Genomic DNA, 26,668 nt, shown 5'->3' with positions numbered 1-26,668 from the left:
GAACGGACGCTTCCTTTGTACTCACCCTCTCGGGCTTTCCTCCGGGCGCTTCCCTTCGGTCTTGCGTTTCCAACCTTACCAGATCCGTTTTCCGTCCCGTTTCCGGTTCGGATTTCTTTTCCGGTGGCCGCTGGAGGGCCTCTGCCTTTCGGCGCGTTCACTACGTTAGCGGATTTCCTCGGTAACTCATAATCGAGTTTCGCGGGATTGAATTTCGGCATGCGGACATGCAGAAGAAGCCCCGGCGAGGGAAGTGCTAGTAGTGGTTTGGCCGCTTCCGGCTGCAGGCGGAACGCCGTACCCGGGTCAAGCGGCTCGGGCCACATTACGGGTCCCGTAGGGCCGCGTCAAGTCCGACGTTTGCGCGGGGTGTGGGCACGGTACGGGCTGACCGTCGGGTCGTCCGCGATCCAGAAGCGCCAAGGGTGGACGCCCCCTTCACCTGACACCCCCGTACGCGGGCCGTTGCGCACCTGGTCGGGGCGGACGGGCGTGCCTTCGAGGACCGTCAGTGCCGTCGCCTCGCGGGCGCAGGCGTCCGTGCCGTCGAGTCCGCGGTCCACGCCGAGGGCGGTCGCCAGCCGGGCCGGGCCCTTGGCCAGTTCCTTGTCATTGCGGGCCGAGAGGCGTCGGGTGCGGGCCAGTTCGGCGCCCTCGGTGATCTCGCCGGCGCGCAGCAGCACGGCGCTCGCCCGTCCTTCGGGGCCGCACACCAGGTTCATGCAGTGCCACATGCCGTACGTGAAGTAGACGTACACGTGTCCTGGCGGGCCGAACATCACGTCGTTGCGCGGGGTCCGGCCGCGGAAGGCGTGGGAGCCGGGGTCGTTCTGGCCGTCGTACGCCTCGACCTCCGTGATGCGGAGTTCTATCGGGCCGTCAGGGGTGTGGCGTACGAGCGTGCGGCCCAGGAGGTCGGGGGCGACCTCCAGTACGGGTCGGTCGAAGAACTCCCGGGCGAGGGGCTTACGGTCAGGGGCCGCGATCATGCCGTCCGAGGGTAACGGCACCGGACGGCGGGAGCACACGCGGAACCGGGCGGGCGCTCCCGGCGTTTGTAGTCAGCAGTGCCGGCCGGGGCGCGCGGTGCCCGGCGTCGCGGTTCGCGGTTCACAGGTCATCTACGGAGGAGAGCGGGTCCATGGGGTTCAAGCGGCTGATGGCGAGTCTTGGTGCGGGTGGGGCGTCGGTGGAGACCGTGCTCACCGAGACGAACGTCGTGCCCGGTGGTGTGGTCCAGGGTGAGGTGCGCATCCAGGGCGGGTCCGTCGACCAGTCGATCGAGGGCCTGTCGGTCGGGCTCCAGGCGCGGGTCGAGGTGGAGAGCGGCGACAACGAGTACAAGCAGGACATCGAGTTCAACAAGGTGCGGCTCGGCGGCGCGTTCGAGCTGCGGGCCGGGGCGGTGCACGCGGTGCCGTTCGGTCTTGAGATCCCGTGGGAGACGCCGGTCACGATGATCGACGGGCAGGCGCTGCGCGGAATGAACATCGGGGTGAGCACCGAGCTGGAGATCGCGCGGGCCGTGGACTCCGGCGACCTGGACCCGATCAACGTGCATCCGCTGCCGTCGCAGCAGGCGCTCCTCGACGCGTTCATCCACCTCGGGTTCCGGTTCAAGAGCGCCGACATGGAGCGCGGGCACATCAGGGGGACGCGGCAGACGCTGCCGTTCTACCAGGAGGTCGAGTTCTTCCCGCCGCAGCAGTACCGCGGGCTGAACCAGGTGGAGCTGAGCTTCGTCGCCGACAGCCGGGAGATGGACGTCGTCCTGGAGATGGACAAGAAGGCGGGTCTGTTCAGCGAGGGAAGCGACACGTTCCGGTCGTTCGTGGTCGGGCACCACGACTTCCAGGGCACGGACTGGGCGGCGTATCTGCACCAGTGGCTGTCGGAGGTCGGCAGCAAGCGGAACTGGTTCTAGGGGCTCTAGGGTTTCAGGAGGACGGATCTGTCGTACTCGCATGTCGCGGGTGCCGTGCGATCCGGTCCTCGTCCGCAGAACTCCGTACAACCAGGAGGTGTCGTCGTGACCGAGCAGCCCGAGCGGGCGCCGCTGCCGCATGACTTTCATCCGCAGGTGCCGTCGTTCACCGTCGTGAGCGAGGACTTCGAGCCGGGTGGGGTACTCAAGGACGCTCAGGTCCAGGCGGCCGGGAACACCTCGCCGCAGCTGCGGTGGGAGGGCTTCCCGGCGGAGACCAAGAGCTTCGCCGTGACGTGCTTCGACCCGGACGCGCCGACGGGCAGCGGCTTCTGGCACTGGTCCGTGTTCGACATCCCGGCGTCGGTGACCGAGCTGCCCGCCGGGGCCGGCAGCGGCTCGTTCGCGGGGCTGCCCGAGGGTGCCGTGCAGGTGCGCAACGACTACGGGGCGAAGGAGTTCGGTGGCGCGGCGCCGCCGCCCGGGGACCCGGCGCACCGCTATGTGTTCACCGTGTACGCGGTGGACCAGGAGAAGCTCGGTCCTGACTCCGACGCCACCCCGGCGGTCGTCGGGTTCAATCTGCGTTTCCACACGCTGGCGCGGGCTCAGGTCATCGCCGAGTACGCGGCTCCCGCCGAGGATCAGCCGGCGTAGCGGGCGATTCACGGCCGAAGCGTTCACGGAACGTTTGCCCGCCCCTGGTCTTGGAATTGATCAGGGGCGGGCAGTTTTTTATTGCGTTGTCCATCTCGGCGTGCACGGCCAGAGTTGACGCACGGACGCCGAGGGGTGATCCGCTGCGTACGGGAGGTGGGCAGGATGCGGGACACACTGGTGCTGAACGCGAGCTTCGAGCCGCTTTCGACGGTGACGCTGAACCGGGCCGTCGTGCTGGTGCTCCAGGACAAGGCCGTCGTCGAGCAGGCCCACCCCGAGCTGCGGATGCGCGGCGCCGCGATCGACATACCGGTCCCCCGGGTGATCAGGCTGTGCCGTTACGTACGGGTGCCGTTCCGAAGACGCGCGCCGTGGTCGCGGCGGGGCGTACTGGTGCGGGACCAGCACCGGTGCGCGTACTGCGGGCGGCGGGCGACGACCGTGGACCACGTCGTGCCCCGGTCGCAGGGCGGCGCGGACTCCTGGCTGAACACGGTGGCGTCCTGTGCCGAGGACAATCACCGCAAGGCCGACCGGACGCCCGAGCAGGCGGGGATGCCGCTGCTGCGGGAGCCGTTCGAGCCGACGCCCGCCGACGCCATGCTGCTGTCGCTGAGCGCGGGCGGCCGCGACGAGCTGCCGCGCTGGCTGGTCGGGGAGGCCGTCGCCGCGTGAGCGCCGGGCGACGGCAGTGACGTACGGCTGTGGTGACGTACGACAGCAATGACGTACGGCTGTGGTGATGGGCGTACGGGCGTGGAGGCGGCGCCTTCGGACATGTGACAGGGCCCGCCGGTCTTCGAGGAGGCCGGCGGGCCCTGTCGTGTGCGGTGCGGGGTGGCGTCAGTCGATGGGGGGCTGCTCGCGGCGCTCCTTGGCGGCCGGCGGGGCGGACGGGGCGCCGCCCATGGGGCCGAAGTTGCCGATGGCGCCGGAGAGGCCCTTGAGGGCGTCGCCGATCTCGCTGGGGACGATCCAGAGCTTGTTCGCGTCGCCCTCGGCGATCTTGGGGAGCATCTGGAGGTACTGGTACGACAGGAGCTTCTGGTCCGGGTCGCCGGCGTGGATGGACTCGAAGACCGTGCGGATGGCCTGGGCCTCGCCCTCGGCGCGCAGCGCGGCGGCCTTGGCCTCACCCTCGGCCCGCAGGATCGCCGACTGCTTCTCACCCTCGGCGGTGAGGATCTGGGACTGGCGGATGCCTTCGGCGGTGAGGATCGCGGCGCGCTTGTCGCGGTCGGCGCGCATCTGCTTCTCCATCGAGTCCTGGATGGAGGTGGGCGGCTCGATGGCCTTCAGTTCGACGCGGTTGACGCGGATGCCCCACTTGCCGGTGGCCTCGTCGAGGACGCCGCGCAGTGCCGCGTTGATCTCCTCGCGGGAGGTGAGGGTGCGCTCCAGGTCCATGCCGCCGATGATGTTGCGCAGCGTGGTGACGGTGAGCTGCTCGATGGCCTGGATGTAGCTGGCGACCTCGTACGTGGCGGCGCGCGCGTCGGTGACCTGGTAGTAGATCACCGTGTCGATGTTGACGACGAGGTTGTCCTGCGTGATCACCGGCTGCGGCGGGAACGGGACGACCTGTTCGCGCAGGTCGATGCGGTTGCGGATCGAGTCGATGAACGGGACGACGATGTTCAGCCCGGCGTTCAGCGTGCGGGTGTAGCGGCCGAAGCGCTCCACGATGGCGGCGCTGGCCTGCGGGATGACCTGGATGGTCTTGATCAGGGCGATGAAGACCAACACCACCAGAATGATCAGGACGATGATGATCGCTGACATCGCGTCTCCTGTGCCCTTCGTGCCGTCGTCGGTCCGGCGCCGGTGGCCGGAGTAACTTGGATCTTGCGCGTCGAGTCTGTCAGAACGCCTGGGCTGACGTGGCGAGTTCGCGCCAGATGGCGAGGTCGCGGAGGGTCACATGACGATCGCCGTGGCTCCTTCGATGTCGACGACGTCGACCTGTCTGCCCGGCTCGTACGCGGCGTCGCCGTCGAGGGTGCGGGCCGACCAGATCTCCCCCGCCAGTTTGATTCTCCCGCCGCTGCCGTCCACGCGCTCGACGACGACGGCCTGCCGTCCCTTGAGCGCGTCGATCCCGGTGGCCAGGTGCGGCTGCTGGGAGCGGTGGCGGGTGGCGATGGGACGTACGACGACGATGAGCGCGCAGGAGACGACGGCGAAGACGAGGACCTGGAGGACCAGGCCGCCGCCGAGGCCCGCGGTCACGGCGCCGGCCGCGGCGCCCGCCGCCAGCATGCCGAATTCGGGCATGGCGGTGATGACGAGCGGGATTCCCAGTGCGGCCGCGCCGATCAGCCACCACACCCATGCGTCGATGTCTGCCACATGGTCATGGTAGGGCGACGAGGGGCCGTGCGGACAGGGCGCGATGGCCGCCCTGTCCGCCGCGGTGGCGGGGTGGTCAGCTCAGCGGGAGGCCGGTGGCGGTCCAGCGGTCGCCGCGCTGCTCGACGACGAGCGGGAGGCCGAAGCAGCGCGAGAGGTTGCGGGAGGTCAGCTCCAGCTCCAGCGGGCCTGCGGTGAGGACCTCGCCCTGGCGGATCATCAGGACGTGGGTGAAGCCCGGGGCGATCTCCTCGACGTGGTGCGTGACCATGATCATCGACGGGGCGATGGGGTCGCGGGCCAGGCGGCCGAGGCGCCGGACGAGGTCTTCTCGGCCGCCGAGGTCGAGGCCGGCGGCGGGCTCGTCGAGGAGCAGCAGCTCGGGGTCGGTCATCAGGGCGCGGGCGATGAGGGTGCGCTTGCGCTCGCCCTCCGAGAGCGTGCCGAACTTGCGGTCCAGGTACTCGCTCATGCCGAGGCGGTCGAGGAAGGCGCGGGCGCGCTGCTCGTCGACGTCCTCGTAGCTCTCCTGCCACCCGGCGGTCATGCCGTAGGCGGCGGTGAGCACGGTCTGCAGGACGGTCTGGCGCTTGGGCAGCTTCTCGGCGAGGGCCATGCCGGCGACGCCGATGCGCGGGCGCAGGTCGAACACGTCCGTGCCGGGCCTGCCGAGGGCCTCGCCGAGGATGGTGGCGGTGCCCTGGCTCGGGAAGAGGTAGCTGGAGGCGACGTTCAGGAGGGTGGTCTTGCCCGCGCCGTTGGGGCCGAGGATGACCCAGCGCTCGCCCTCCTTCACGGACCACGAGACGTGCTCCACCAGAGCCCGGCCCTCGCGGACCACGGATACGTCCTCCAGCTCCAGTACATCGCTCATGAGCGCGTTGTCTCCCATTGCAGTCTCGGCAGTCTCGCGTGCGTCCGTACAGGTTCGGCTTTTTCGTCGCGGACGCAGCCCCCAGGGAAAACCTACGCCACCGGGCCGGGTGGCCCTTCCATCGGCCGGGTTTTTGGGGTGGGGCGGGGCATGTTCGGCGGGTGTCGTGGGCGTCTTCGGCGGGGGCCGGGGGTCTCGCGGGTACGGCCTAGGCTGGGGCGCATGCTTTCGGAACCGCGCTCTGGACGTCTGGCCGCATGGGGAAATGCCCTGTTGGGCGGGTTTGTCGCACCGGATGACGCGGTCCTCGCCATCGTCGGCGAGGACGCCGTGCACCGGGTCGAGGGGATTCCCGGGGAGACGGGCCCGGTCGGGCTGACGCTGGCGCTCGGGCGGCTGCGGGCGCTCGGGGTGCGGGGCCTGCGGGTGGCGCTGCCCGCGCCGGGGCATCCGCTGGGGCTGAGCGGGCCGCCGGAGTTCAACGCGCGGGCGCTGGAGGCGGAGGAGGCGGTCGTCTGCCTCGGGGCGGCGCTCGGGCTCGTACCTGAGGTGTACGAGGCGGGGCCCGAGGGCGATGTGCACGTGGAGGTGGTCTGGCACTGCCTGCCGGTGCGGGAGGCGCCGCCGGCGGACGTGCCGTCGCTGGGTGAGGCCGAGCGGGAGCTGGCGGAGGCGCTGCGCGAGGCGACGGAGGTGCTGACGCGGCTGGACGTCGCCGGCTCGGGGCCGGTCGCCGAGGCGGCGGTGGACGCGTACCGGGCGCGGGCCGAACAGGGGCGCGAGGCGCTGGCCCCGGGGTATCCGCCGCGGGCGGTACGGGTGCTGGAGCTGGCGCAGCGGGTCGGGCTGCTGATCTCCGTGGCGTACGAGAACGGGCACGGGGGTGCGGTGAGCGCGTCGGAGATGGGGGCGCGGGCGGTGGCGCTCCAGCCGGTGGAGCGGACGGCCCGGCGGGCGCTGGTGGCGGCGTACAACGCGTTCGTGGAGGAACGTGAGCGGGGGGCGCTGTAGCGCCGGGGGCGGGGTTAGTGCCGGGGGTGTTGTGAGCGCCGGGGGTGCGGGGTGGTGGTTCTTCGGGTGCGGCGTGTGCCGTGGCTGGGCGCGCAGTTCCCCGCGCCCCTTGCGGGGCTGCCAGTACCGGGGCGGGCCTGGCCGGTGAGCGCCGGGGTGGGGGCGGTGGTTCTTCGGGTGCGGCGTGCGTCGTGGCTGAGCGCGCAGTTCCCCGCGCCCCTTACGGGGCTGCCAGTACCGGGGCGGGCCTGGCCGGTGAGCGCCGGGGTGCGGGGTGGTGGTTCTTCGGGTGCGGCGTGTGCCGTGGCTGAGCGCGCAGTTCCCCGCGCCCCTTGCGGGGCTGCCGGGGTTGTAAGGGGAAGGCCCCTCTCCGGTGTCCGGGAGGGGCCTTCGGGGGCGTGCCCTGGTGTCAGAGGTTCGCCGCGGTGTTGCCGAACGCCGGGTTCAGCAGGCCGATGACGTTGACCGAGTTGCCCGAGAGGTTCACGGGGACGTGGACCGGGACCTGGGCCTGGTTGCCGGAGATGACGCCGGGGGAACCCACGGCGGCGCCCTCCGCACCGGCGTCCGCGAAGGCGGCACCGGCGGACGCGCCGGCGGCGATGCCCGCCACGGCGATGGTCAGGGCGGCCTTCTTGGCAATGCTCATGAGAGAAATTCCTCCAGAATCGGCGATCCGGCCCCGGTGACGGGGCCGCACGCTGGGCAACGCACGGGTTCCGGCCGCGACACGGGTGCCGGGCCCGATGCCCTCGTTCGGCTCAATTGTTGGATCAAGGACACGAAGATCCGATCGATTGATCGGGCTGGTGTGCGAGTGCCGTACCGGCGTACGGGACGGCCGGAGCCGGGCATGCGAGCGGCCCCCCGGGTGTACCCGAGGGGCCGTGATCGCGCGCCGGACGGGCCCGGCGGCCGAGTCGCCGTCGCCTGGACCGCGGGGCCGGGGTCCGGACGGATCAGCGGTTGAGGCCGGCGTTGCCGAAGGCCGGGTTGAGCACGCCGATCACGTTGACCGAGTTGCCCACGGCGTTGACCGGGATGTGGATCGGGGCCTGGATCAGGTTGCCCGAGACGACGCCCGGGGAGTGCAGCGCCTTGCCGTCCGCGTGCGCGTCCGTGGCGGAGGCCAGGCCCGCACCGGCGACGACGAGACCACCGGCGACGAGGCTGACGGCAGCGGCCTTCTTCATGTTCTTCACTTCTTGGTCCTCCTAGCGATGGCCGCGGCCAGCCGCCGCGACACGCACTGGAGAACGCGAGCACCCTCGCCGGGATACGCCGTACGGGGGACGTCCACACGACAGTATGAATCTCAGACCGGAGTGCAACCTTCCGCCGGCGCGTGCAGTAGTGCGCCGGAGTGCGCCCGGCGCGGGCGCGGGGTCAGCCCGCGATGCCGTGGCGGACCGCCCAGAGCGCGGCCTGGGTGCGGTCCGCGAGGTCGAGCTTCATGAGGATGTTGGAGACGTGCGTCTTGACGGTCTTCTCGGAGAGGACGAGGGCGCGGGCTATCTCGCGGTTGGAGCGCCCGTCCGCGATCAGCCCGAGCACCTCGCGCTCCCGGTCGGTGAGCGAGCCGCCGCGCCCCTGTCCCCCGCCGCCCACGTCCTGGGAGAGCAGGGCGCCCGCCACCTCGGGCTGGAGCAGGATGTGGCCCGCGTGGACCGAGCGGATCGCGCCGGCGAGCGCGTCCGGGTCGACGTCCTTGTAGACGTAGCCCGCCGCTCCGGCGCGCAGCGCGGGGACCACCGTGCGCTGCTCGGTGAAGCTCGTGACGATGAGGACCTTGGCGGCGTTGCCCGCCTCGCGCAGCCGGCGCAGGGCGTCGACGCCGTCCATGCCGGGCATCTTGACGTCCATCAGGACGACGTCGGGCCGCAGTTCCTCGGCTCGCTCGACCCCTTCGGCGCCGTCGGCCGCCTCGCCGACGACCTCGATGTCGTCCTGCACCTCCAGGAACGTACGCAGTCCCCGGCGGACGACCTGGTGGTCGTCGACGAGCAGCACCTTGATCGCGTCAGCCACCGGGTACCTCCATCTCGATCGTGGTGCCCTTGCCGGGCTCGGACTGGACGGTGAGCCGGCCGCCGACGCCGCTCGCGCGGTCGCGCATGGAGACGAGGCCGAGGTGGCGGCCGGCGCGGCGGACGGCCTGCGGGTCGAAGCCCGCGCCGTCGTCGGCGACGCGCAGGACCGCGCCCGCACCGCGCTTGTCGAGGGCGACGGTGACGGCGGCGGCGCCGGAGTGGCGCAGCGCGTTGTGCAGGGCCTCCTGGGCGACGCGCAGCAGGGCCTCCTCCTGGGCGGCGGGCAGGGCCCGGATGCCGCCCGCGACGAAGGAGACATCGGCGGTGTGGGCGCGGTCGAGGACCCGTACCTGGTTGCGCAGGGTGGCGACGAGGCCGTCGTCGTCGAGACCTGCGGGGCGCAGTTCGACGACGGCGGCGCGCAGTTCGTCGGCGGCCTCGGCCGCCAGTTCCGCGACGTGCTGGAGCTCGCCCTTGGCGCGGGAGGGGTCGCGGTCCACGAGGGTGGCGGCGGCCTGGGCGGTCAGGCGCAGCGAGAAGAGTTTCTGGCTGACGGCGTCGTGCAGTTCGTGGGCGAGGCGGGAGCGTTCCTCGGCGATGGTCAGTTCGCGGCTGCGCTCGTAGAGGCGGGCGTTGGTGAGGGCGATGGCGGCGTGCTGGGCGAGGATGCGCAGCAGTTCCTCGTCGTCGGCGGTGAAGCCGCAGCCGCCCTCCGGCTTGGGGCAGCGCTTGTTGGCGAGGAAGAGGGCGCCGATCGTCTCGTCGCCGTCCTTGACGGGCAGGCCGAGGAAGTCGGACATCTCGGGGTGGGCGGCGGGCCAGCCCTCGAAGCGGGAGTCCTCGCGGACGTCGGCGAGGCGTTCGGTGCGGGCCTCCTTGAGCATCGCCGCGAGGATGCCGTGCTGGCGGGGCAGCGGGCCGATGGCCTTCCACTGGTCCTCGCTGACGCCGTCCACGACGAACTGGGCGAAGCCGCCGTGGTCGTCGGGTACGCCGAGGGCCGCGTACTCGGCGTCGAGCAGGTCGCGGGCGGAGGCGACGATCGTCTTGAGGACGTCGCGGACCTCAAGGTGCCTGGTCATCGCCAGGAGCGCGGCGCTCACCGCGGCGAGTCCCGTGCGGGGGCCTTGGCTCATGCGTTCACGGTACCGGCGGGCGGCGGCGGGGCGTATCGGGCGTACGGCGGGTGGGCCTGGGTCCGAGGACCTAGGGCGTCGGTCCGGTGCCGATGCCGGCCCCCGGCCGTTTCCGGTGCTGTCCCCTGACCGGGTCCGGTGCTGTCCCCCGGCCGTGCCGGTTCCGTCGGGCCGCACACGGAGAGAGTTGCTATCGCAACTGGCAGTCACCTCGGGGGGCGGGGCGTGTGAGCCCGGGCATAGGGCGCAGGTCACGTACGAAGGGCGCTAGTGGATGACGGGGCGTCGGCCGTGCCGTGGCTGCGTACGGGCGGGGGGACGGGTGGGGGCACTACGCCGGTTCTCGCGGGACGGACGCCCACTATCCGGCTTCGTACGTCACACCTTTGCCACGGAATTTTGCGGCCGCTAAGAATTGCCGTCGTTGCCTGACGCCGACACGGCTTACCCAGGGCGACAGAGTCCCAAACGTCACCCGAGAGGTCCCCGTCTCCCATGTCCAAGCTCAGTTCCTTCGGCCATAGTCAGCTCACCCGCGTCCACAAGGTCTCCATGGCCGGTGTCGCCGCCCTCGGCGCGGCCGCCCTCGCGGTGACGCTGGTGCCCGGCCACGACACCCAGGCGCAGGCCGAGACGGTCGCCGCCGCGCACGTCGCCTACCCGACGGCGGCGGGCACGCAGCAGATCCAGGACGTGCACGCGAGCGTCACCGACCAGCAGGCCGCCGCGTCGGAGAAGGCCAAGGCCGCCGCCGACAAGCTGAAGGCCGAGCAGAACGCCAAGGCCCAGGCCGACGCCAAGGCGCAGGCCGACGCGAAGGCCAAGGCCGACGCCGCCGCGAAGGCGAAGGCGGACGCCGACGCCCGCGCGAAGGCCGAGGCCGACGCGAAGGCGAAGCAGGAGCGCGACGCCCGCGAGGCCGCCTCCCGCGCCGCCGCCCGCAAGCCCGTCTACGCCAACAACCTGGACGGCTGGATCCGCCAGTCCCTGGACATCATGAAGGCCAAGGGCATCCCGGGCAGCTACGACGGCCTGCACCGCAACATCATGCGCGAGTCGACCGGCAACCCGAACGCGATCAACGGCTGGGACATCAACGCCCAGAACGGCACGCCCTCCATCGGCCTGCTCCAGATCATCCAGCCGACGTTCGACACGTACCACGTGGACGGCACGTCGTCGAACATCTACGACCCGGTCGCCAACATCACCGCCGCCGCCAACTACGCGGCCGCCACGTACGGCTCGATCGACAACGTCAACAGCGCGTACTGAGACCCTTTGACGGGACCTCAGGGTCCCAGCGCTCGCTGAGCCCGCGTACGGGCAGATAGAAGAAGGGCGGCACCCGTCGGGTGCCGCCCTTCTTCATGTGCGCGTACGCGCTTCATGTGCCCGTACGCGTCGGATCACTTGCGCATGACTTCGGGCTCGTGGCGGCGCAGCAGCCGCGCCACGGCGAAGCCGCAGACGACGCCGAGGGCGAGCAGCACGGTGAGGTTGATGCCCCACTGGCTGACCGAGTGCTCCCACAGCGGGTCGAGATCGGTCGGGTTCTTCTGGTCCCACGGCGGCATCAGGTGCGCGAGGTCCAGGGTGGCGCCGCTGCCGGCGATGGCCCAGCGCGAGGGCATCAGCCAGGCGAACTGCTCCAGGCCGGGCGAGCCGTACACCTTGAACAGGATGCCGGTGAAGACGACCTGGACGATGGCGAACATGACGAGCAGCGGCATGGTCTTCTCGGCGGTCTTCACCAGCGCGGAGATCACGAGGCCGAACATCATCGACGTGAAGCCGAGCGCGATGATCACCAGGCACAGTTCGACGGCCGGCGGCATCAGCAGGCCCTCCTTCGGCAGGTCCCGGGGGACGAAGCCGATGGTGCAGATGATGACGCCCTGGATGGCCGTGATGACGCCGAGGACGATGACCTTGGACATCAGGTACGCGGAACGCGACAGGCCGGTCGCCCGTTCACGCTCGTAGATGACCCGCTCCTTGATCAGCTCGCGGACCGAGTTCGCCGCGCCGGAGAAGCACATGCCGACCGCGAGGATCAGCATGATCGTGCCCGCGTCGCCGTTGAACCGGGACGGCGGGGTGGGCGGCGCGAGGCCGAAGTCGGCCGGGATGACCGTGGAGACGACGCCGAGGACCGCCGGCAGGATCACCATCAGCCCCAGGAAGCCCTTGTCGGACGCGATCACCGAGACGTAGCGCCGGATCAGCGTCATGAGCTGGGCGCCCCACGGCTGGGGCTTGGGCGGCTTGACCGCGGCGGGCGGCGGCATCTGTACGGACTGGGGGGCGACGGCGTCGATGTCCGCGGCGTACATCTGGTAGTGCTGCGAGCCCTTCCAGCGGCCCGCCCAGTCGTAGTCGCGGTAGTTCTCGAACGCGGAGAAGACGTCGGCCCATGTCTCGTAGCCGAAGAAGTTGAGCGCTTCCTGCGGCGGCCCGAAGTAGGCGACGGAGCCGCCGGGGGCCATGACGAGGAGCTTGTCGCACAGCGCCAGTTCGGCCACCGAGTGCGTGACGACGAGGACCGTACGGCCGTCGTCGCTCAGGCCGCGCAGCAACTGCATGACGTCGCGGTCCATGCCCGGGTCGAGGCCCGAGGTGGGCTCGTCCAGGAAGATCAGGGACGGCTTGGTCAGCAGCTCCAGGGCGACGGAGACGCGCTTGCGCTGGCCACCGGAGAGGGAGGTGACCTTCTTCTCCTTGTGGATGTCGAGCTTCAGCTCGCGCAGCACCTCGTCGATGCGCTGCTGGCGCTCCTGCTCGCTGGTGTCCGCGGGGAAGCGGAGCTTCGCGGCGTACTTGAGCGCCTTCTTGACGGTCAGTTCCTTGTGCAGGATGTCGTCCTGCGGGACCAGACCGATGCGCTGGCGCAGCTCGGCGAACTGCTTGTACAGGTTCCGGTTGTCGTAGAGGACGTCGCCCTGATTGGCGGGCCGGTAGCCGGTGAGCGCCTTGAGCAGGGTGGACTTGCCGGAGCCCGAGGGGCCGATGACGGCGATCAGCGACTTCTCGGGGACGCCGAAGGAGACGTCCTTGAGGATCTGCTTGCCGCCGTCGACGGTCACCGTGAGGTGGCGCGCCGAGAAGGAGACGTCACCGGTGTCGACGAACTCCTCGAGACGGTCGCCGACCAGGCGGAACGTCGAGTGGCCGACGCCGACGATGTCGTTCGGGCCGAGGAGCTGCGTGCCGCCCTTGGCGATCGGCTGACCGTTGACGTACGTGCCGTTGTGCGAGCCGAGGTCGCGGATCTCGTAGCGGCCGTCGGGCGTCGCGTGGAACTCGGCGTGGTGGCGGGAGACCTGGAGGTCGGAGACCACCAGCTCGTTCTCCAGGGCACGGCCGATGCGCATGACGCGGCCGAGCGCCAGCTGGTGGAACGTCGTCGGGCTGCGGTCCCCGTACACCGGCGGGACCCCGCCCGGCCCCTGCTGCTGCGGGACCTTCCCCATGGGCTGGTGCGGTGCCTGCGGCTGCGGTGTCTGCTGCTGCTGCGGTGTCTGCTGCTGCGCCCACCCGGCCTGAGCGGCCTGCTGCTGTTGCTGCGGCGGCGGCTGCTGGGCGAGGCCCGCGGCCTGCTGCTGCGCCTGGTGCGGCGAGGCGACCGCGGCGGCCTGCGCGCTGCCCTGCACGGTGACCTTCGGGCCGTCCGTCGAGTTGCCCAGGTACACCGCGGTGCCGGGACCGATCTCCATCTGGTGGATCCGGTGCCCCTGCGCGAAGGTGCCGTTGGTCGAGCCGTGGTCCTCGATCATCCAGCCGCGGCCGGTCCAACTGATCGTGGCGTGACGCCAGGAGACCCTGGCGTCGTCCAGCGCGATGTCGCCCTGCGGATCGCGTCCGAGGGTGTATGACCGGGACGGATCTAGCGTCCAGGTCCTGCCATTCAATTCCAGTACGAGTTCAGGCACTCCATGCCCCACTAGTTGTCCCCCGTGTTGCGCCCCGTCATGGGGAGTCTAGGGATGTCGAACATCGTGAGGAACTATTCCAGGAAGGCACCCGTGACCGGAAGTCGCCCCTTGCGTCGGGCCTTGTGAAGACTCACCGGGGTGGGCACAGTTCCCCGCGCCCTTTGAGGTGGCAGCCCCTTCGGGCGGGTTCGTCGGCCTCGACTCGCGTCGTGGCTGAGCGCGCAGTTCCCCGCGCCCCTGAGGGAGCGGGGCTTCGCCCCAGCTTCCCCGATGGAGGTGGCGACGCAGTCGCCCCTCCAGGGGCGCGGGGAACTGCGCGACCAGCCCCCACCGGCCGGAAGGCGGCCTCGTGCCGGACGGACCCGGGGTGTCCCGGGGTGTGGACCGGGGCCGCGGCAGGGCGCGGGGGGCCTATAACGTAGGGCCCATCATGAGCGCTTCGCAGCCCCAGCACCCTGCTGACGCCCCTGCCACCCCCGGAACCCCTTCCGGCCCGGCCGCCGTCCCCACCCTCCTGGTGAAGATCTTCGGCAAGGACAGGCCCGGCATCACCGCCGGCCTCTTCGACACCCTCGCCGCGTACTCCGTCGACGTCGTGGACATCGAGCAGGTCGTCACCCGCGGCCGGATCGTCCTGTGCGCCCTCGTCACCGCTCCCCCGCCCGGCCTTGAGGGCGATCTGCGGGCGACCGTCCACAGCTGGGCGGAGTCCATGAGGATGCAGGCCGAGATCATCTCCGGCACCGGCGACAACCGCCCCCGCGGCCTCGGGCGCTCCCTGGTCACGGTGCTCGGGCACCCGCTGACCTCGGAGTCGACCGCCGCCATAGCGGCCAGCATCACCGGCACCGGCGGCAACATCGACCGTATCTTCCGCCTCGCCAAGTACCCGGTGACCGCCGTGGAGTTCGCCGTGTCCGGCACGGAGACGGAGGCGCTGCGCACGGCGCTGGCCATAGAGGCGGCGCGGCAGGGCGTGGACGTGGCCGTGGTCGCCGCGGGGCTGCACCGGCGGGCGCAGCGGCTCGTCGTGATGGACGTCGACTCGACGCTGATCCAGGACGAGGTCATCGAGCTGTTCGCGGCGCACGCGGGCTGCGAGGCGCAGGTCGCGGAGGTGACGGCGGCGGCGATGCGCGGCGAGCTGGACTTCGAGCAGTCGCTGCACGCGCGCGTGGCGCTGCTCGAGGGGCTCGACGCGTCGGTCGTGGACAAGGTCAGGAGCGAGGTGCGGCTGACGCCCGGCGCCCGCACGCTGATCCGTACGCTGAAGCGGCTCGGGTATCAGGTGGGTGTGGTCTCGGGCGGGTTCACGCAGGTCACGGACGATCTGCGGGAGCGGCTCGGGCTCGATTTCGCGCAGGCCAACGAGCTGGAGATCGTCGACGGGAAGCTCACCGGCAAGGTCACCGGGGAGATCGTGGACCGGGCGGGCAAGGCGCGGCTGCTGCGCCGGTTCGCGGCGGAGGCGGGGGTGCCGCTGGCGCAGACGGTGGCGATCGGCGACGGCGCGAACGATCTGGACATGCTGAACGCGGCGGGTCTTGGGGTCGCCTTCAACGCCAAGCCGGTGGTCCGCGAGGCGGTGCACACGGCGGTGAACGTACCGTTCCTCGACACGGTCCTGTATCTGCTGGGCATCACGCGCGAAGAGGTCGAGGCGGCCGACGCGCACGTCGAGGACTGACGGCGCCCGGACGCGCGCAGCGAGCGGCCCCCGGGCCCGCCGGAGGGGCGGGCGCGGGGGCCGGCGTGTGTCCGGGGGGGGGCGGGTCAGTCGGTCGGGGACCAGTAGTCGACGAGCGTGGCGGCGCCGGGCTCCAGGGACTTCCAGGGGCCGGTGAAGGTGAGCACGGCGAACGCGGCGGTCGGGAAGCCGCCGCGCTTCATGCGGGCGACCGCGTCCTGCTCGCCGCCGCCGGCCAGGACCTCGGCGGTGCCGTGGATGCCCGGGTTGTGGCCGACGAGGACGAGGTCACGTACGTCGTCCGGGGTCTCGTTGAGCAGGGCGATCAGCTCGCCGGGGGACGCTTCGTAGACGCGCTCCTCGTACACGGTCCTGGGGCGCTCGGGCATCTCCTGCACGGCGAGCTTCCAGGTCTCGCGGGTGCGGACGGCGGTCGAGCAGAGGGCCAGGTCGAGGGCGATGCCCGAGTCGGTCAGCTTGCGGCCGGCGGCGGGGGCTTCGAGGCGGCCCCGCTCGGCGAGCGGCCGCTCGTGATCGGAGACCTCGGGCCAGTCCGCCTTGGCATGCCGGAAAAGGACAATCCTGCGGGGTTCTGCGACGCTCATGCGTCCCAGCTTCGCATGAAACCGGGGGTCGGGCGCAGGGAGTTGGCGGGGTCGCCCGGCGGGGGTCGCGGGCGGCCGGCGGGGTCAGCGCAGGACGAGTTCGCGGGCGCGTTCCAGGACGTGGGCGATGGTGGGGTCGTGGGTGGCGGCCTGGGCGTCGGCGGGGTCGAGGATCAGCAGCAGGAGCGCCACGAAGGCGACGGCGGGCAGCACGAGCGCCCACCAGGGCAGCCGGGTGCCGACACCGGCCCGGGCGGCGGGGCGGGTCCGGGGGTGCGTGGGGGCCGACATGGCTGCCTCCGTGGTCCGTGGTCGTCGGTGGTGCCGCCGTTCCTGGCGACACTTCGACGATACGGAGACGGCGGGCGGCGGCCCATCCGGCGATCCACCCACTTCACCCTGAGCCTGGCCCCCTAGGGGGAGGTGGTGCTAGGGCGTGTCCGCAAAGTCCCGTCGTCGTCCGAAGGACGGCCCCGCGGCGTCTGGTGCGTGCTCTCGGCGTGCCGGGTGCAAGGCCTCGTACTGGATGTACTCGGCCTTACGCCCGGTGCGGCGAGAGTGCGTGCCAGGCGTCGCGGGGCAGACGGGACTTTGCGGACACGCCCTAGCCCCACCCCGGCCCCGCGGGTGGTTCAGGGGGAGACGAGTGTGGCGACGATGGCCACCACGACGGTGATGCCGAGCATCGCGCCGAGGACGAGAAGAAGCTTCTTCTGGCCGTTCTGGGGGTTGGGTTCGAGCACAGGCGACATGCGGCAAGTGTCGCACCCGCCCCCGTACGCCCCGACGCCAGCCCCCGCCCACCGGTCGCCGCGCCCGGCTGTCCCGTACCCGCTCCCCGTACCGCATCGACGTACGGGCGTACGGGTGTACGCGGGTCAGGCGGTCTCGGGCGCGGGGGCCGGGGCCAGTTCTTCCTCGATGGTGCGGTTGCGGCCCGCGAAGACGCCGACGACGATCTGCGGGATCATCAGCGCGGCCATGAACGCGATGGGGACGCCCCAGCCGCCCGTGCTCTGGTTCAGCACGCCGACCAGGAGCGGGCCGGGGATCGAGATCAGATAGCCCGTGGACTGGGCGAACGCGGAGAGCTTGGCGACGCCCGCCCCGGTGCGGGCCCGCATGCCGACCATGGTGAGCGCGAGCGGGAAGGCGCAGTTGGAGAAGCCGAGCAGGATGGCCCAGGCCCAGGCGCCGGATGCGGGGGCGAAGTACAGGCCCGCGTAGCCGGCGAGTCCGCACAGGCCGAGGAGGACCACGATGGGGCCCTGCTGGTTGAGGCGGGCGGCGGTGCGCGGGATGACGAAGCCGAGCGGCACGCCCATCACCATGATCACGGCGAGCAGCACACCCGCGGTGGAGGCGGAGACCCCGGAGTCGCGGTAGATCTGCGCCATCCAGCCCATGGTGATGTACGCGGCGGTGGCCTGGAGGCCGAAGAAGAAGGCGAGGGCCCACGCGGTACGGGAGCGGGTGATGCGCAGCTCGGCGGCCGGGGCGGCGGGCGCGGCGGCGCCGGGGAGGGGGGCGCCGGGCTCGGCCGGGGCCGCGTCCTTGGCGCGCACGATGGGCAGCCAGGGCACGACGGCCGCGACGGCGAGGACGGCCCACAGGGCGAGCCCGGTGCGCCAGTTGCCGCCGAGGGCGTCGGTGACGGGGACGGTGACGGCGGCCGCGAGCGAGGTGCCGGCGGCCAGGGCCATGGAGTAGACGCCGGTCATGGAGCCGACGCGGTCGGGGAACCAGCGCTTGACGATCACCGGCATCAGCACGTTGCTCACGGCGATGCCCATGAGGGCGAGGGCCGTGGCGACGAGGAAGGCGACCGTGTTGCCGACGAAGGGGCGCAGCGCGAGGCCGCCTGCGATGGCGGCCATGCCGGCGCAGACGATGGCGCTCGGGCCGAACCGCTTGGCCAGGCGCGGGGCGAGGCCGCCGAAGACCGCGAAGCAGAGCGGGGGCACGGAGGTGAGCAGGCCGGCGACGCCGCCGCTCATGCCGAGTCCGTCGCGGACCTCTTCGAGGAGGGCGCCGAGGCTGGTGATGGCCGGGCGCAGGTTGAGCGCGGCGAGGACGATGCCGAGGGTCACAAGACGCAGGGCCCAGACGCGCGGGGCTTTCTGCTCCTCGCGCGCGGGGGTCGTCGGGACGTTCGGTGGTGCCATCGTCGGGGTTTCCTCACTAGCCATGAGGCCCATCTTAGAATCATGGGATGATTGGTTGTCCAATCCGGCTGCGTCACACTGGGAGCCCCGGCTCTCCTGTCCGTACGAGCAAGCACGAAGGAACGTCATGCCGCTGACCTCGCCCCAGCGTTCGGCCCTGTCCGAGCAGGTCATCTCCGCCCTGCGCGCCCAGATCTCCGGCGGCGAGTGGCCGGTCGGCTCCCGCATCCCGACGGAGCCGGAGCTGGTGGAGCAGCTCGGGGTCGCGCGGAACACGGTGCGGGAGGCGGTCCGCGCCCTCGCGCACAACGGCGTGCTGGACATCCGGCAGGGCTCGGGCACGTACGTGGTGGCGACGAGCGAGCTGGCGGGGGTGATGCAGCGGCGGTTCGCGGGCGCCGACCCGCGGCACATCGCGGAGCTGCGGGCGACGCTGGAGTCGAGCGCGGCGCGGCTCGCCGCGGAGCGCCGTACCGAGCGCGATCTCAAGCAGCTCGACGCCCTGCTCGTACGGCGTCAGGACGCGTGGGAGTCGGGGGACACGGAGGCGTTCGTGGCGGCGGACGCCACGTTCCATCTGGCGGTGGTGGCGGCCTCGCACAACGACGTGATGACCGCGATGTACGCGGACCTCGGCGAGGTGCTGCTGGACTGGCTGCGCGAGGACGTGGGCGAGCGGCTGTCCGCGGAGAGCCACATGGACCACGGGCCGCTGGTCGACGCGATCCGTGCGGGGGACGCGGAGGCGGCCGCGGCGGAGGCGGCGGGCTATCCGTTCCTGTGCCGCCCGGGCCGGCTGACCTCGCCCGCCTGAGCCGGGGGCGCCGGGCGGTGTTCAGGCCGGCGCCTTGTGGTGGGTGAACCAGGCGCCGCGGACGGTCTTCCAGCAGCGGCCCGAGAGGCGGACCGTCTCGGCGGCGCCGACGGTCACCGGGCGGGTGTCGGTGTCGATGTCCCACCAGCGGGCGCACTCGACGTGCAGGGCGACCCGGTCCGCGCGCGGGTACGGGTTGTGGCACACGGCGCTCACCCGGTCGCCCGCGACGGCGACGCGGCACTGGGCGCCGAAGGGTTCGGGGCGCCGGGGCGCGGTGCCGTCGGCGGCGGGCGCGGGCGCGGCGACGAGCAGGGCCAGGGCGGCGGCCACGGCGGGGGCGATCCGGTGGGGCAGACGCACGAGGGGACCTCCTGCACTCAGCGTGCGGGGAGGCCCCCTCGGGTCGCGCGGCCGGTGGGCCGATCGGGTGAGCCCACGCCGGTGGGGCGCGGGGTCCTTCGGACGGTCAGGCGCCGATGGCGTGCAGGCCGCCGTCGACGTGGATGATCTCGCCGGTCGTCTTCGGGAACCAGTCCGACAGGAGCGCGACGACACCGCGGCCGGCCGGCTCCGGGTCCTTGAGGTCCCAGGCCAGCGGGGAGCGGCTGTCCCACACGGCGGCCAGCTCGCTGAAGCCCGGGATGGACTTGGCGGCCATCGAGCCGAGCGGGCCCGCCGAGATCAGGTTGCAGCGGATGTCCTGCTTGCCGAGGTCACGGGCCATGTAGCGGCTGGTGGCCTCCAGGGCGGCCTTCGCCGGGCCCATCCAGTCGTACTGCGGCCAGGCGAACTGCGCGTCGAAGGTGAGGCCGACGACGGACCCGCCCTCGGTCATCAGCGGCAGCAGCGCCGTCGTCAGCGACTTCAGGGAGAACGCCGAGACGTGCATGGCGGTGGCCACGGACTCGAACGGCGTGTTGAGGAAGTTGCCGCCGAGCGCGTCCTGCGGGGCGAAGCCGATGGAGTGGACGACGCCGTCGAGGCGGTCACCGAGGTGCTCGCGGACCTGGCCCTCGAGACGGGCGAGGTGCTCGTCGTTGGAGACGTCAAGCTCCAGCACCTTGACCTTGTCGGGGTGCGGCAACTTCTTGGCGATGCGCTCGGTCAGCGTCGGCCGGGGCCAGGCGGTGAGGATGATCTCCGCGCCCTGCTCCTGGGCCAGCTTCGCGGTGTGGAAGGCGATGGAGGACTCCATCAGCACACCGGTGATGAGGATCTTCTTGCCGTCGAGGATTCCAGCCATGGTTCAGTGACCCATTCCCAGTCCGCCGTCAACCGGGATGACGGCTCCAGTGATGTACGAGGCGTCGTCGGAGGTCAGGAACTTCACCACTCCGGCGATCTCCTCGACCTGCGCGTACCGGCCGAGCGGCACCTGGGACACGATGCCCGCGCGCTGCTCGTCGGTGAGCGCCTGGGTCATGTCGGTGTCGACGAAACCCGGGGCGACGACGTTGAAGGTGATGTTCCGCGAGCCCAGTTCACGGGCGAGGGAGCGCGCGAAGCCGACAAGGCCCGCCTTCGACGCGGCGTAGTTCGCCTGTCCCGCCGAGCCGAGCAGGCCGACGACGGAGGAGATCAGCACGACGCGGCCCTTCTTGGCGCGCAGCATGCCGCGGTTGGCGCGCTTGACGACGCGGAAGGTGCCGGTGAGGTTGGTGTCGAGGACGGACGTGAAGTCTTCCTCGGACATGCGCATCAGGAGCTGGTCCTTGGTGACGCCGGCGTTGGCGACGAGGACCTCGACGTTGCCGTGCTTCTCCTCGATCTCCTTGTAGGCCTGCTCCACCTGCTCACTGTCGGTGATGTCGCACTTGACGGCGAGGAAGCCCAGCTTTTCGAGTTCGGCGGGGTCACCCGAGCGGTACGTGATCGCGACCTTGTCGCCGGCGTCGGCGAACGCGCGGGCGATGGCGAGGCCGATGCCCCGGTTTCCTCCGGTGACGAGAACCGAGCGGCTCAACGGATCACCCTTTCGATAGCGGTGGTGGTACTTCGAGAACCTATCGGTACGACCAGGTGTACGGAGAATCGGCCACCGACAGTCGCGTCCCCGACTCCCTGTCGGGTCCCTACAGAAAACGCTGGCCGCGCACCCCCGCCGCGCGACATGATCGGGGCGGCCGGCCGGACCGGTCCGCTCTCCGGTCCGCTCTCCGGTCCGCTCCGCGCGACGGGCGCCGGACGGACGACAGGACGACAGACGGACTACAGGGAGACCTTCGTGCACCGTACGATCGACGACGCCTTCACGGCGCTCCCGTTGCGGGCCCTCGCCGACGCCGCGCTCGCGCGCGCCCGCGCGCTGGGGGCCGAGCACGCCGACTTCCGCCTGGAGCGGGTGCGGAGCGCGGAGCTGACGCTGCGCGACGCGCGGCTCGCGGGCACCTCCGACGCCACCGACCTGGGGTACGCGGTGCGGGTCGTGCTCGGCGGCGCCTGGGGGTTCGCCTCCGGCGTGGACCTGACGATGGACGCGGCGGCGAAGGTCGCCTCGCGGGCCGTGGAGATGGCGAAGCTGAGCGCGCGGGTGAGCGAGGCCGCCGGGGCGGGCGCGGACCGGGTGGAGCTGGCGCCCGAGCCGGTGCACGCGGACCGCACCTGGGTCTCCTCGTACGAGGTCGATCCGTTCTCGGTGCCGCAGGAGGAGCGGACGGCGCTGCTCGCGGAGTACAGCGCGCGGCTGCTCGGGGCGCGCGGGGTGACCCATGTGGACGCCTCGCTGACGGCCGTGCACGAGAACAAGTTCTACGCGGACACGGCCGGCACCGTCACCACGCAGCAGCGGGTGCGGGTGCATCCGCAGCTCACGGCGGTGGCCGTGGACGGACCCGGCGGCGAGTTCGACTCGATGCGCACGCTCGCGCCGCCGGCGGGCCGGGGCTGGGAGTACCTGACGGGCACGGGCTGGGACTGGGACGGCGAACTGGCCGAGCTGCCGGAGCTGCTCGCCGAGAAGATGCGGGCGCCGAGCGTCGAGGCGGGCGCGTACGATCTGGTCGTCGATCCGTCGAACCTGTGGCTGACGATCCACGAGTCCATCGGGCACGCCACGGAGCTGGACCGCGCCCTCGGCTACGAGGCGGCGTACGCGGGCACCTCGTTCGCCACGTTCGACCAGCTCGGGACGTTGCGCTACGGCTCGGAGCTGATGAACGTGACGGGCGACAGGACCGCCGAGCACGGCCTGGCGACCGTCGGCTACGACGACGAGGGCGTCGCCGCGCAGTCCTGGGACCTGATCAAGGACGGCACGCTGGTCGGCTACCAGCTCGACCGCAGGATCGCGCGCCTGACCGGCTTCGAGCGCTCCAACGGCTGCGCGTACGCCGACTCCCCCGCCCATGTGCCGGTGCAGCGGATGGCGAACGTGTCGCTCCAGCCGGATCCGGGCGGCCTGGCGACGGACGATCTGATCGCGGGGGTCGACCGGGGCCTGTATCTGGTGGGCGACCGGTCGTGGTCCATCGACCAGCAGCGCTACAACTTCCAGTTCACCGCGCAGCGGGCGTACGCGATCCGGGGCGGGCGGCTGGCCGGGCAGGTGCGGGACTTCGCGTACCAGGCGACGACCACCGACTTCTGGGGGTCGATGGCGGCGGTCGGCGGCCCGCAGACGTACGTCCTCGGCGGCGCGTTCAACTGCGGCAAGGCCCAGCCGGGCCAGGTCGCGGCAGTTTCCCACGGCTGCCCGAGCGCCCTGTTCAAGGGCGTCACCATCCTTAATACGACGCAGGAGGCCGGTCGATGAGTCCGCGCGTGAGCAAGCCGTACGAGGTCGTGGAGCGGGCCCTCGCACTGTCCCGGGCGGACGGCTGTGCCGTCATCGCCGACGAGACCTCCAGCGCGCATCTGCGCTGGGCGGGCAGCTCGCTGACGACGAACGGGGTGACGCGGGGCCGCACCCTGACGGTGATCGCCACCGTGGACGGCAAGGAGGGCACCGCGAGCGGCGTCGTCTCCCGTACCGCCGTGACCGCCGACGACCTGGAGCCGCTGGTGCGGGCCGCCGAGGAGGCCGCCGCGCAGGCCGGGCCCGCCGAGGACGCGCGGCCGCTGGTGACGGGGGCCGAGCACTCCCCCGCGTTCACGGAGGGGCCCGCGGAGACGTCGGCGCAGGTGTTCTCGGCGTTCGCGCCGGCGCTCGGGGAGGCGTTCGCGCGGGCCCGCGCGGGCGGCCGTGACCTGTACGGGTTCGCGCAGCACCAGATGACGTCCAGCTACCTCGGCACGTCCACGGGCCTGCGGCTGCGGCACGACCAGCCGACCGGGACGCTGGAGCTGAACGCCAAGTCCCCCGACCGCCGGCGCTCCGCATGGGCGGGGCGGGCGACGCGGGACTTCAGGGACGTGGACCCGCTGGCGCTCGACGCGGAACTGGCGACGCGCCTCGGGTGGGCGCAGCGGCGGATCGAGCTGCCCGCCGGGCGGTACGAGACGCTCCTGCCGCCGACCGCGGTCGCGGACCTGTTCATCTACCAGCTGTGGTCGTCGGGGGCGCGGGACGCGGCGGAGGGCCGGACCGTGTTCAGCAGGCCGGGGGGCGGCACCCGGGTCGGGGAGCGGCTGAGCCCGCTGCCGCTGACGCTGCGCAGCGACCCCGCCGAGCCGGGTCTGGAGTGCGCGCCGTTCGTCCTGGCCCGCGCCTCGGGCGACGCGGGGTCCGTGTTCGACAACGGCCTGCCGGTCGGCGCGACCCGCTGGATCGAGGACGGTGAGCTGGCACATCTGGCGACGACCCGGCACAGCGCGGCGCTGACCGGGCTGCCGGTGGCGCCCTCGGGCGGCAATCTGCTCCTGGAGGGCGGCTCGGACCGCTCGCTCGCTGACATGGTCGCGGACACCGAGCGAGGGCTGCTGCTGACCTGCCTGTGGTACATCCGGGAGGTCGATCCGGCGACGCTGCTGCTGACCGGGCTGACCCGTGACGGCGTCTACCTCGTCGAGGGCGGCGAGGTCGTGGGCGAGGTCAACAACTTCCGGTTCAACGAGTCGCCGGTGGACCTGCTCGGCCGGGCCACCGAGGCGGGGCGCACCGAGCGGACGCTGCCGCGCGAGTGGGGCGACTGGTTCACCCGGGCGGCGATGCCCGCGCTGCGGGTCCCCGACTTCAACATGAGCTCGGTCAGCCCCGGGGTCTGACACCCATAGACTGGCCGGGACACCATCCACCCTGTTCAAGGAGACACGGCACCGTGACGGACATCGTCGACGAGCTGAAGTGGCGCGGCCTCTGGGCCCAGTCCACTGACGAGGACGCCCTGCGCAAGGCGCTCGCGGACGGTCCGGTCACGTTCTATTGCGGGTTCGACCCGACCGCCGCGTCCCTGCACGTCGGGCATCTGGTGCAGGTGCTGACCATGCGCCGGCTCCAGCAGGCGGGCCTGCGTCCGCTGGCGCTGGTGGGCGGGGCGACGGGCCAGATCGGTGACCCGCGCCCGACCGCCGAGCGCACGCTGAACGACCCGGAGACGATCCGGCTCTGGGTCGACCGGCTGCGCGCGCAGATCGAGCCGTTCCTCGACTTCGAGGGCGAGAACGCGGCGACGATGGTCAACAACCTGGACTGGACCGCCGGCATGTCGGCGATCGAGTTCCTGCGGGACATCGGCAAGCACTTCCGCGTCAACAAGATGCTGACGAAGGACTCCGTGGCCCGCCGCCTGGAGTCGCAGGAAGGCATCAGCTACACGGAGTTCAGCTACCAGCTGCTCCAGGGCATGGACTTCCTCGAGCTGTACCGCCGCTACGGCTGCACGCTCCAGCAGGGCGGCTCCGACCAATGGGGCAACCTGACGGCGGGCCTGGACCTGATCCACCGCCTGGAGCCGGAGGCGTCGGTGCACTGCGTCGCCACGCCGCTGATGGTGAAGGCGGACGGCACGAAGTTCGGCAAGACCGAGGGCGGGGCCGTGTGGCTCGACCCGGAGATGACGTCGCCGTACGCGTTCTACCAGTTCTGGCTGAACGTGGACGACCGGGACATCTCCACGTACATGCGCATCCTCTCGTTCCGTTCGCGTGCGGAGCTTGAGGAGCTGGAGGCGCAGACCGCGGAGCGTCCGCAGGCCCGCGCGGCGCAGCGGGCGCTGGCCGAGGAGCTGACGACGCTGGTCCACGGCGAGCAGCAGACGGCGGCCGTGATCGCGGCGTCGAAGGCGCTGTTCGGGCAGGGCGACGGCAATCTCGCGGACCTGGACGAGAAGACGCTCGCCGCCGCGCTGTCGGAGCTGCCGAAGGTGCGGGTCGGCGAACTGCTTCCGGTCGTGGACCTGTTCGCCGAGGTCGGTCTCGTCGCCAGCAAGTCGGCGGCCCGCCGGACCGTGAAGGAGGGCGGCGCCTACGTGAACAACGTGAAGGTGGCCGCCGAGGACTTCGTGCCCGGCGCGGAGGACCTGCTGCACGGGCGGTGGCTGGTGCTGCGGCGCGGCAAGAAGAACCTGGCCGCGGTGGAGTACACGGGCTGACCCCCTCGCGGCGTACGGCAAGGCCGAGGGCGCCGTTCCCTTCGCGCGGGTGCGCGGGAGGGGGCGGCGCCCTCGGCGTTTTCCGGGCCGCCCGCACAAGGGGCGGTCCGGGTGATCCGCGCCGGGTGCCGGATGCGCGTCAGGCCCGTTTCCTGTTGCCGCGCAGGGCCGTCCACGCCGCGTCGCCGACGCCCACGACGATCACGGCTCCGATCAACTGGAGCAGATGGCGGGTCCAGTCGATGCCCTTGGTGTCGTTGACGCCGAGGCCGGTGGCCGCCCAGTTGCCGAGCACACTGCCGATGATGCCGAACACGGTCGTCAGCCACAGCGGGATCTGCTGCTTGCCCGGCAGGATCGCCTTCGCGATCAGACCCAGTACCAGGCCCACGATGATCGCCCACAACCAACTCATGCCGTCGCCTCCTCATGCGGCGTGAGAGTGCGCGCCTGCGCACCTGTGATCAGTTTCGTTCCGTACGCCATACGGCGCATGTCGGGCGGCGCCATACGCGCTGCGGCGCAGGTGGCCCGCGCCGTTCGTCGGGCGCCCCCCTCTCGTGGGCCGGGGACCCCCGGCGTACCGTAAGAAGGGGTCCGGACCGGGGAGGGTCCGGCGAGTCGGCGGGCGGTGGAGCGTGATGCGTAAGCACAGTGGCGGTGGCACGGCGGAGGTCTTCAGGATCACCGGTGCCCGCACCGGGCTCGCCGAGGACGTGCGCGGCCGGCAGCGCCGGTATGTCATCTCGATGGGCGTGCGCACGGTCGCCGTGATCCTGACGGCGGTCCTGTGGAACGTGGAGCGCCATGTGGCGATCGTGACCCTGATCCTCGGCGCGCTGCTGCCGTACGTGGCCGTGGTCATCGCCAACGCGGGCCGGGAGAACGTGACGTCGTTGCCGTCGACGTTCGTGCCGGCCGCGTCGCGGCCCGCGCTGACGGCCGCGCCGGGCGCGGGGACGACGCCGGAGCCGAAGCCGGCTCCGGAGGAGCGGGTCTGACGGACGG

Annotated in this window: 27 protein-coding genes and 1 pseudogene; 11 read left to right on the top strand and 17 right to left on the bottom strand. The window is 71.7% G+C overall.

Features of this window, described 5'->3' with window-relative positions; translation table 11 throughout:
• Window positions 1-347: 347 nt before the first annotated feature.
• Entirely contained in the window at window positions 348-989 is a 642-nt protein-coding gene (locus tag ACZ7LY_RS27120; protein ID WP_471627336.1) for a DNA-3-methyladenine glycosylase, read from the bottom strand.
• 152 nt (window positions 990-1,141) lie between these two features.
• Here ACZ7LY_RS27120 and ACZ7LY_RS27115 point away from each other — a divergent pair, with 152 nt between their 5' ends.
• From ACZ7LY_RS27115 to ACZ7LY_RS27105, 3 genes are all read left to right on the top strand, one after another.
• Window positions 1,142-1,924 carry a sporulation protein gene (locus ACZ7LY_RS27115; protein ID WP_471627335.1) on the top strand — a complete coding sequence of 261 codons (783 nt, stop codon included), beginning with the start codon at window positions 1,142-1,144 and terminating at the stop codon, window positions 1,922-1,924.
• A 105-nt stretch (window positions 1,925-2,029) separates the two neighbouring features.
• The gene (locus ACZ7LY_RS27110; RefSeq protein WP_471627334.1) at window positions 2,030-2,581 is read left to right on the top strand and encodes a YbhB/YbcL family Raf kinase inhibitor-like protein; all 552 of its coding nucleotides are present in this window, start codon (window positions 2,030-2,032) and stop codon (window positions 2,579-2,581) included.
• Between the two features lie 165 nt (window positions 2,582-2,746).
• The gene (locus ACZ7LY_RS27105) at window positions 2,747-3,259 is read left to right on the top strand and encodes an HNH endonuclease (protein ID WP_471627333.1); all 513 of its coding nucleotides are present in this window, start codon (window positions 2,747-2,749) and stop codon (window positions 3,257-3,259) included.
• Window positions 3,260-3,427: 168 nt separating this feature from the next.
• On the opposite strand, the gene ACZ7LY_RS27100 is transcribed toward ACZ7LY_RS27105, so the two are convergent.
• The 3 genes and pseudogenes from ACZ7LY_RS27100 to ACZ7LY_RS27090 form a co-directional block, all read right to left on the bottom strand.
• The gene (locus tag ACZ7LY_RS27100; protein ID WP_471627332.1) at window positions 3,428-4,366 is read right to left on the bottom strand and encodes an SPFH domain-containing protein; all 939 of its coding nucleotides are present in this window, start codon (window positions 4,364-4,366) and stop codon (window positions 3,428-3,430) included.
• 135 nt (window positions 4,367-4,501) lie between these two features.
• Window positions 4,502-4,933 carry an NfeD family protein gene (locus tag ACZ7LY_RS27095; protein ID WP_471627331.1) on the bottom strand — a complete coding sequence of 144 codons (432 nt, stop codon included), beginning with the start codon at window positions 4,931-4,933 and terminating at the stop codon, window positions 4,502-4,504.
• Between the two features lie 343 nt (window positions 4,934-5,276).
• A pseudogene (locus ACZ7LY_RS27090) lies at window positions 5,277-5,807 on the bottom strand (ABC transporter ATP-binding protein); the annotation flags it as partial.
• 222 nt (window positions 5,808-6,029) lie between these two features.
• On the opposite strand from ACZ7LY_RS27090, the gene ACZ7LY_RS27085 reads away from it, so the two are divergent.
• Window positions 6,030-6,818, top strand: a complete 789-nt coding sequence (locus ACZ7LY_RS27085; protein ID WP_471627330.1) for a hypothetical protein — start codon at window positions 6,030-6,032, stop codon at window positions 6,816-6,818.
• 409 nt (window positions 6,819-7,227) lie between these two features.
• On the opposite strand, the gene ACZ7LY_RS27080 is transcribed toward ACZ7LY_RS27085, so the two are convergent.
• The 4 genes from ACZ7LY_RS27080 to ACZ7LY_RS27065 form a co-directional block, all read right to left on the bottom strand.
• The gene (locus tag ACZ7LY_RS27080; RefSeq protein WP_471627329.1) at window positions 7,228-7,467 is read right to left on the bottom strand and encodes a chaplin; all 240 of its coding nucleotides are present in this window, start codon (window positions 7,465-7,467) and stop codon (window positions 7,228-7,230) included.
• A gap of 310 nt (window positions 7,468-7,777) precedes the next feature.
• Complete coding sequence (locus ACZ7LY_RS27075) at window positions 7,778-8,020, bottom strand: chaplin (protein WP_471627328.1); 243 nt, start codon at window positions 8,018-8,020, stop codon at window positions 7,778-7,780.
• A gap of 184 nt (window positions 8,021-8,204) precedes the next feature.
• Entirely contained in the window at window positions 8,205-8,846 is a 642-nt protein-coding gene (locus tag ACZ7LY_RS27070; RefSeq protein ID WP_471627327.1) for a response regulator, read from the bottom strand.
• On the bottom strand, window positions 8,839-9,984 hold the full coding sequence (locus ACZ7LY_RS27065) for a GAF domain-containing sensor histidine kinase (protein ID WP_471627326.1): 1,146 nt from the start codon (window positions 9,982-9,984) through the stop codon (window positions 8,839-8,841). The genes ACZ7LY_RS27070 and ACZ7LY_RS27065 overlap by 8 nt, the downstream gene beginning before the upstream one ends.
• Before the next feature lie 495 nt (window positions 9,985-10,479).
• Between ACZ7LY_RS27065 and ACZ7LY_RS27060 the strand changes: the two genes are divergently transcribed.
• Window positions 10,480-11,259, top strand: coding sequence for a transglycosylase SLT domain-containing protein (locus ACZ7LY_RS27060; protein ID WP_471627325.1), 780 nt, complete (start codon window positions 10,480-10,482; stop codon window positions 11,257-11,259).
• Between the two features lie 134 nt (window positions 11,260-11,393).
• Here the strand turns inward: ACZ7LY_RS27060 and ACZ7LY_RS27055 are convergent, their stop codons facing one another.
• Complete coding sequence (locus ACZ7LY_RS27055; RefSeq protein ID WP_471627324.1) at window positions 11,394-13,916, bottom strand: ABC transporter ATP-binding protein/permease; 2,523 nt, start codon at window positions 13,914-13,916, stop codon at window positions 11,394-11,396.
• A 433-nt stretch (window positions 13,917-14,349) separates the two neighbouring features.
• Between ACZ7LY_RS27055 and serB the strand changes: the two genes are divergently transcribed.
• Window positions 14,350-15,606, top strand: coding sequence for a phosphoserine phosphatase SerB (gene serB / locus ACZ7LY_RS27050; RefSeq protein ID WP_471627323.1), 1,257 nt, complete (start codon window positions 14,350-14,352; stop codon window positions 15,604-15,606).
• An 86-nt stretch (window positions 15,607-15,692) separates the two neighbouring features.
• On the opposite strand, the gene ACZ7LY_RS27045 is transcribed toward serB, so the two are convergent.
• From ACZ7LY_RS27045 to ACZ7LY_RS27030, 4 genes are all read right to left on the bottom strand, one after another.
• Window positions 15,693-16,211, bottom strand: a complete 519-nt coding sequence (locus ACZ7LY_RS27045) for a SixA phosphatase family protein (protein ID WP_471627322.1) — start codon at window positions 16,209-16,211, stop codon at window positions 15,693-15,695.
• 84 nt (window positions 16,212-16,295) lie between these two features.
• Window positions 16,296-16,502: a hypothetical protein gene (locus tag ACZ7LY_RS27040; protein ID WP_471627321.1), complete on the bottom strand. Its 207-nt coding sequence runs from the start codon at window positions 16,500-16,502 to the stop codon at window positions 16,296-16,298.
• A gap of 341 nt (window positions 16,503-16,843) precedes the next feature.
• A complete protein-coding gene (locus ACZ7LY_RS27035; RefSeq protein ID WP_471627320.1) occupies window positions 16,844-16,963 on the bottom strand; it encodes an SGM_5486 family transporter-associated protein in 120 nt (39 codons plus the stop codon).
• Window positions 16,964-17,089: 126 nt separating this feature from the next.
• On the bottom strand, window positions 17,090-18,376 hold the full coding sequence (locus ACZ7LY_RS27030) for a CynX/NimT family MFS transporter (protein ID WP_471627338.1): 1,287 nt from the start codon (window positions 18,374-18,376) through the stop codon (window positions 17,090-17,092).
• Between the two features lie 127 nt (window positions 18,377-18,503).
• Between ACZ7LY_RS27030 and ACZ7LY_RS27025 the strand changes: the two genes are divergently transcribed.
• Window positions 18,504-19,190, top strand: coding sequence for a FadR/GntR family transcriptional regulator (locus ACZ7LY_RS27025; protein WP_471627319.1), 687 nt, complete (start codon window positions 18,504-18,506; stop codon window positions 19,188-19,190).
• Window positions 19,191-19,211: 21 nt separating this feature from the next.
• Here ACZ7LY_RS27025 and ACZ7LY_RS27020 read toward each other — a convergent pair whose 3' ends face one another.
• The 3 genes from ACZ7LY_RS27020 to fabG form a co-directional block, all read right to left on the bottom strand.
• Window positions 19,212-19,553 carry a hypothetical protein gene (locus tag ACZ7LY_RS27020; RefSeq protein WP_471627318.1) on the bottom strand — a complete coding sequence of 114 codons (342 nt, stop codon included), beginning with the start codon at window positions 19,551-19,553 and terminating at the stop codon, window positions 19,212-19,214.
• A gap of 106 nt (window positions 19,554-19,659) precedes the next feature.
• Entirely contained in the window at window positions 19,660-20,436 is a 777-nt protein-coding gene (fabI, locus tag ACZ7LY_RS27015) for an enoyl-ACP reductase FabI (protein WP_471627317.1), read from the bottom strand.
• Between the two features lie 3 nt (window positions 20,437-20,439).
• The gene (gene fabG / locus ACZ7LY_RS27010; RefSeq protein ID WP_471627316.1) at window positions 20,440-21,156 is read right to left on the bottom strand and encodes a 3-oxoacyl-[acyl-carrier-protein] reductase; all 717 of its coding nucleotides are present in this window, start codon (window positions 21,154-21,156) and stop codon (window positions 20,440-20,442) included.
• 261 nt (window positions 21,157-21,417) lie between these two features.
• Between fabG and ACZ7LY_RS27005 the strand changes: the two genes are divergently transcribed.
• From ACZ7LY_RS27005 to tyrS, 3 genes are read left to right on the top strand one after another with little or no spacing between them, the layout of a single operon-like run.
• Window positions 21,418-22,944, top strand: a complete 1,527-nt coding sequence (locus tag ACZ7LY_RS27005; protein WP_471627315.1) for a TldD/PmbA family protein — start codon at window positions 21,418-21,420, stop codon at window positions 22,942-22,944.
• Complete coding sequence (locus ACZ7LY_RS27000; protein WP_471627314.1) at window positions 22,941-24,335, top strand: metallopeptidase TldD-related protein; 1,395 nt, start codon at window positions 22,941-22,943, stop codon at window positions 24,333-24,335. The genes ACZ7LY_RS27005 and ACZ7LY_RS27000 overlap by 4 nt, the downstream gene beginning before the upstream one ends.
• A gap of 53 nt (window positions 24,336-24,388) precedes the next feature.
• A complete protein-coding gene (gene tyrS / locus ACZ7LY_RS26995) occupies window positions 24,389-25,660 on the top strand; it encodes a tyrosine--tRNA ligase (protein WP_471627313.1) in 1,272 nt (423 codons plus the stop codon).
• A gap of 139 nt (window positions 25,661-25,799) precedes the next feature.
• Here the strand turns inward: tyrS and ACZ7LY_RS26990 are convergent, their stop codons facing one another.
• Window positions 25,800-26,075, bottom strand: coding sequence for a GlsB/YeaQ/YmgE family stress response membrane protein (locus tag ACZ7LY_RS26990; RefSeq protein WP_471627312.1), 276 nt, complete (start codon window positions 26,073-26,075; stop codon window positions 25,800-25,802).
• A 226-nt stretch (window positions 26,076-26,301) separates the two neighbouring features.
• On the opposite strand from ACZ7LY_RS26990, the gene ACZ7LY_RS26985 reads away from it, so the two are divergent.
• The gene (locus ACZ7LY_RS26985; protein ID WP_471627311.1) at window positions 26,302-26,661 is read left to right on the top strand and encodes a DUF3099 domain-containing protein; all 360 of its coding nucleotides are present in this window, start codon (window positions 26,302-26,304) and stop codon (window positions 26,659-26,661) included.
• The last annotated feature ends 7 nt before the right edge of the window (window positions 26,662-26,668 follow it).

Source organism: Streptomyces sp. NPDC107550, from assembly GCF_055639095.1.
The sequence above is the reverse complement of the archived record's forward strand: the minus strand, read 5'-3'. Positions and strand labels throughout refer to the sequence as shown.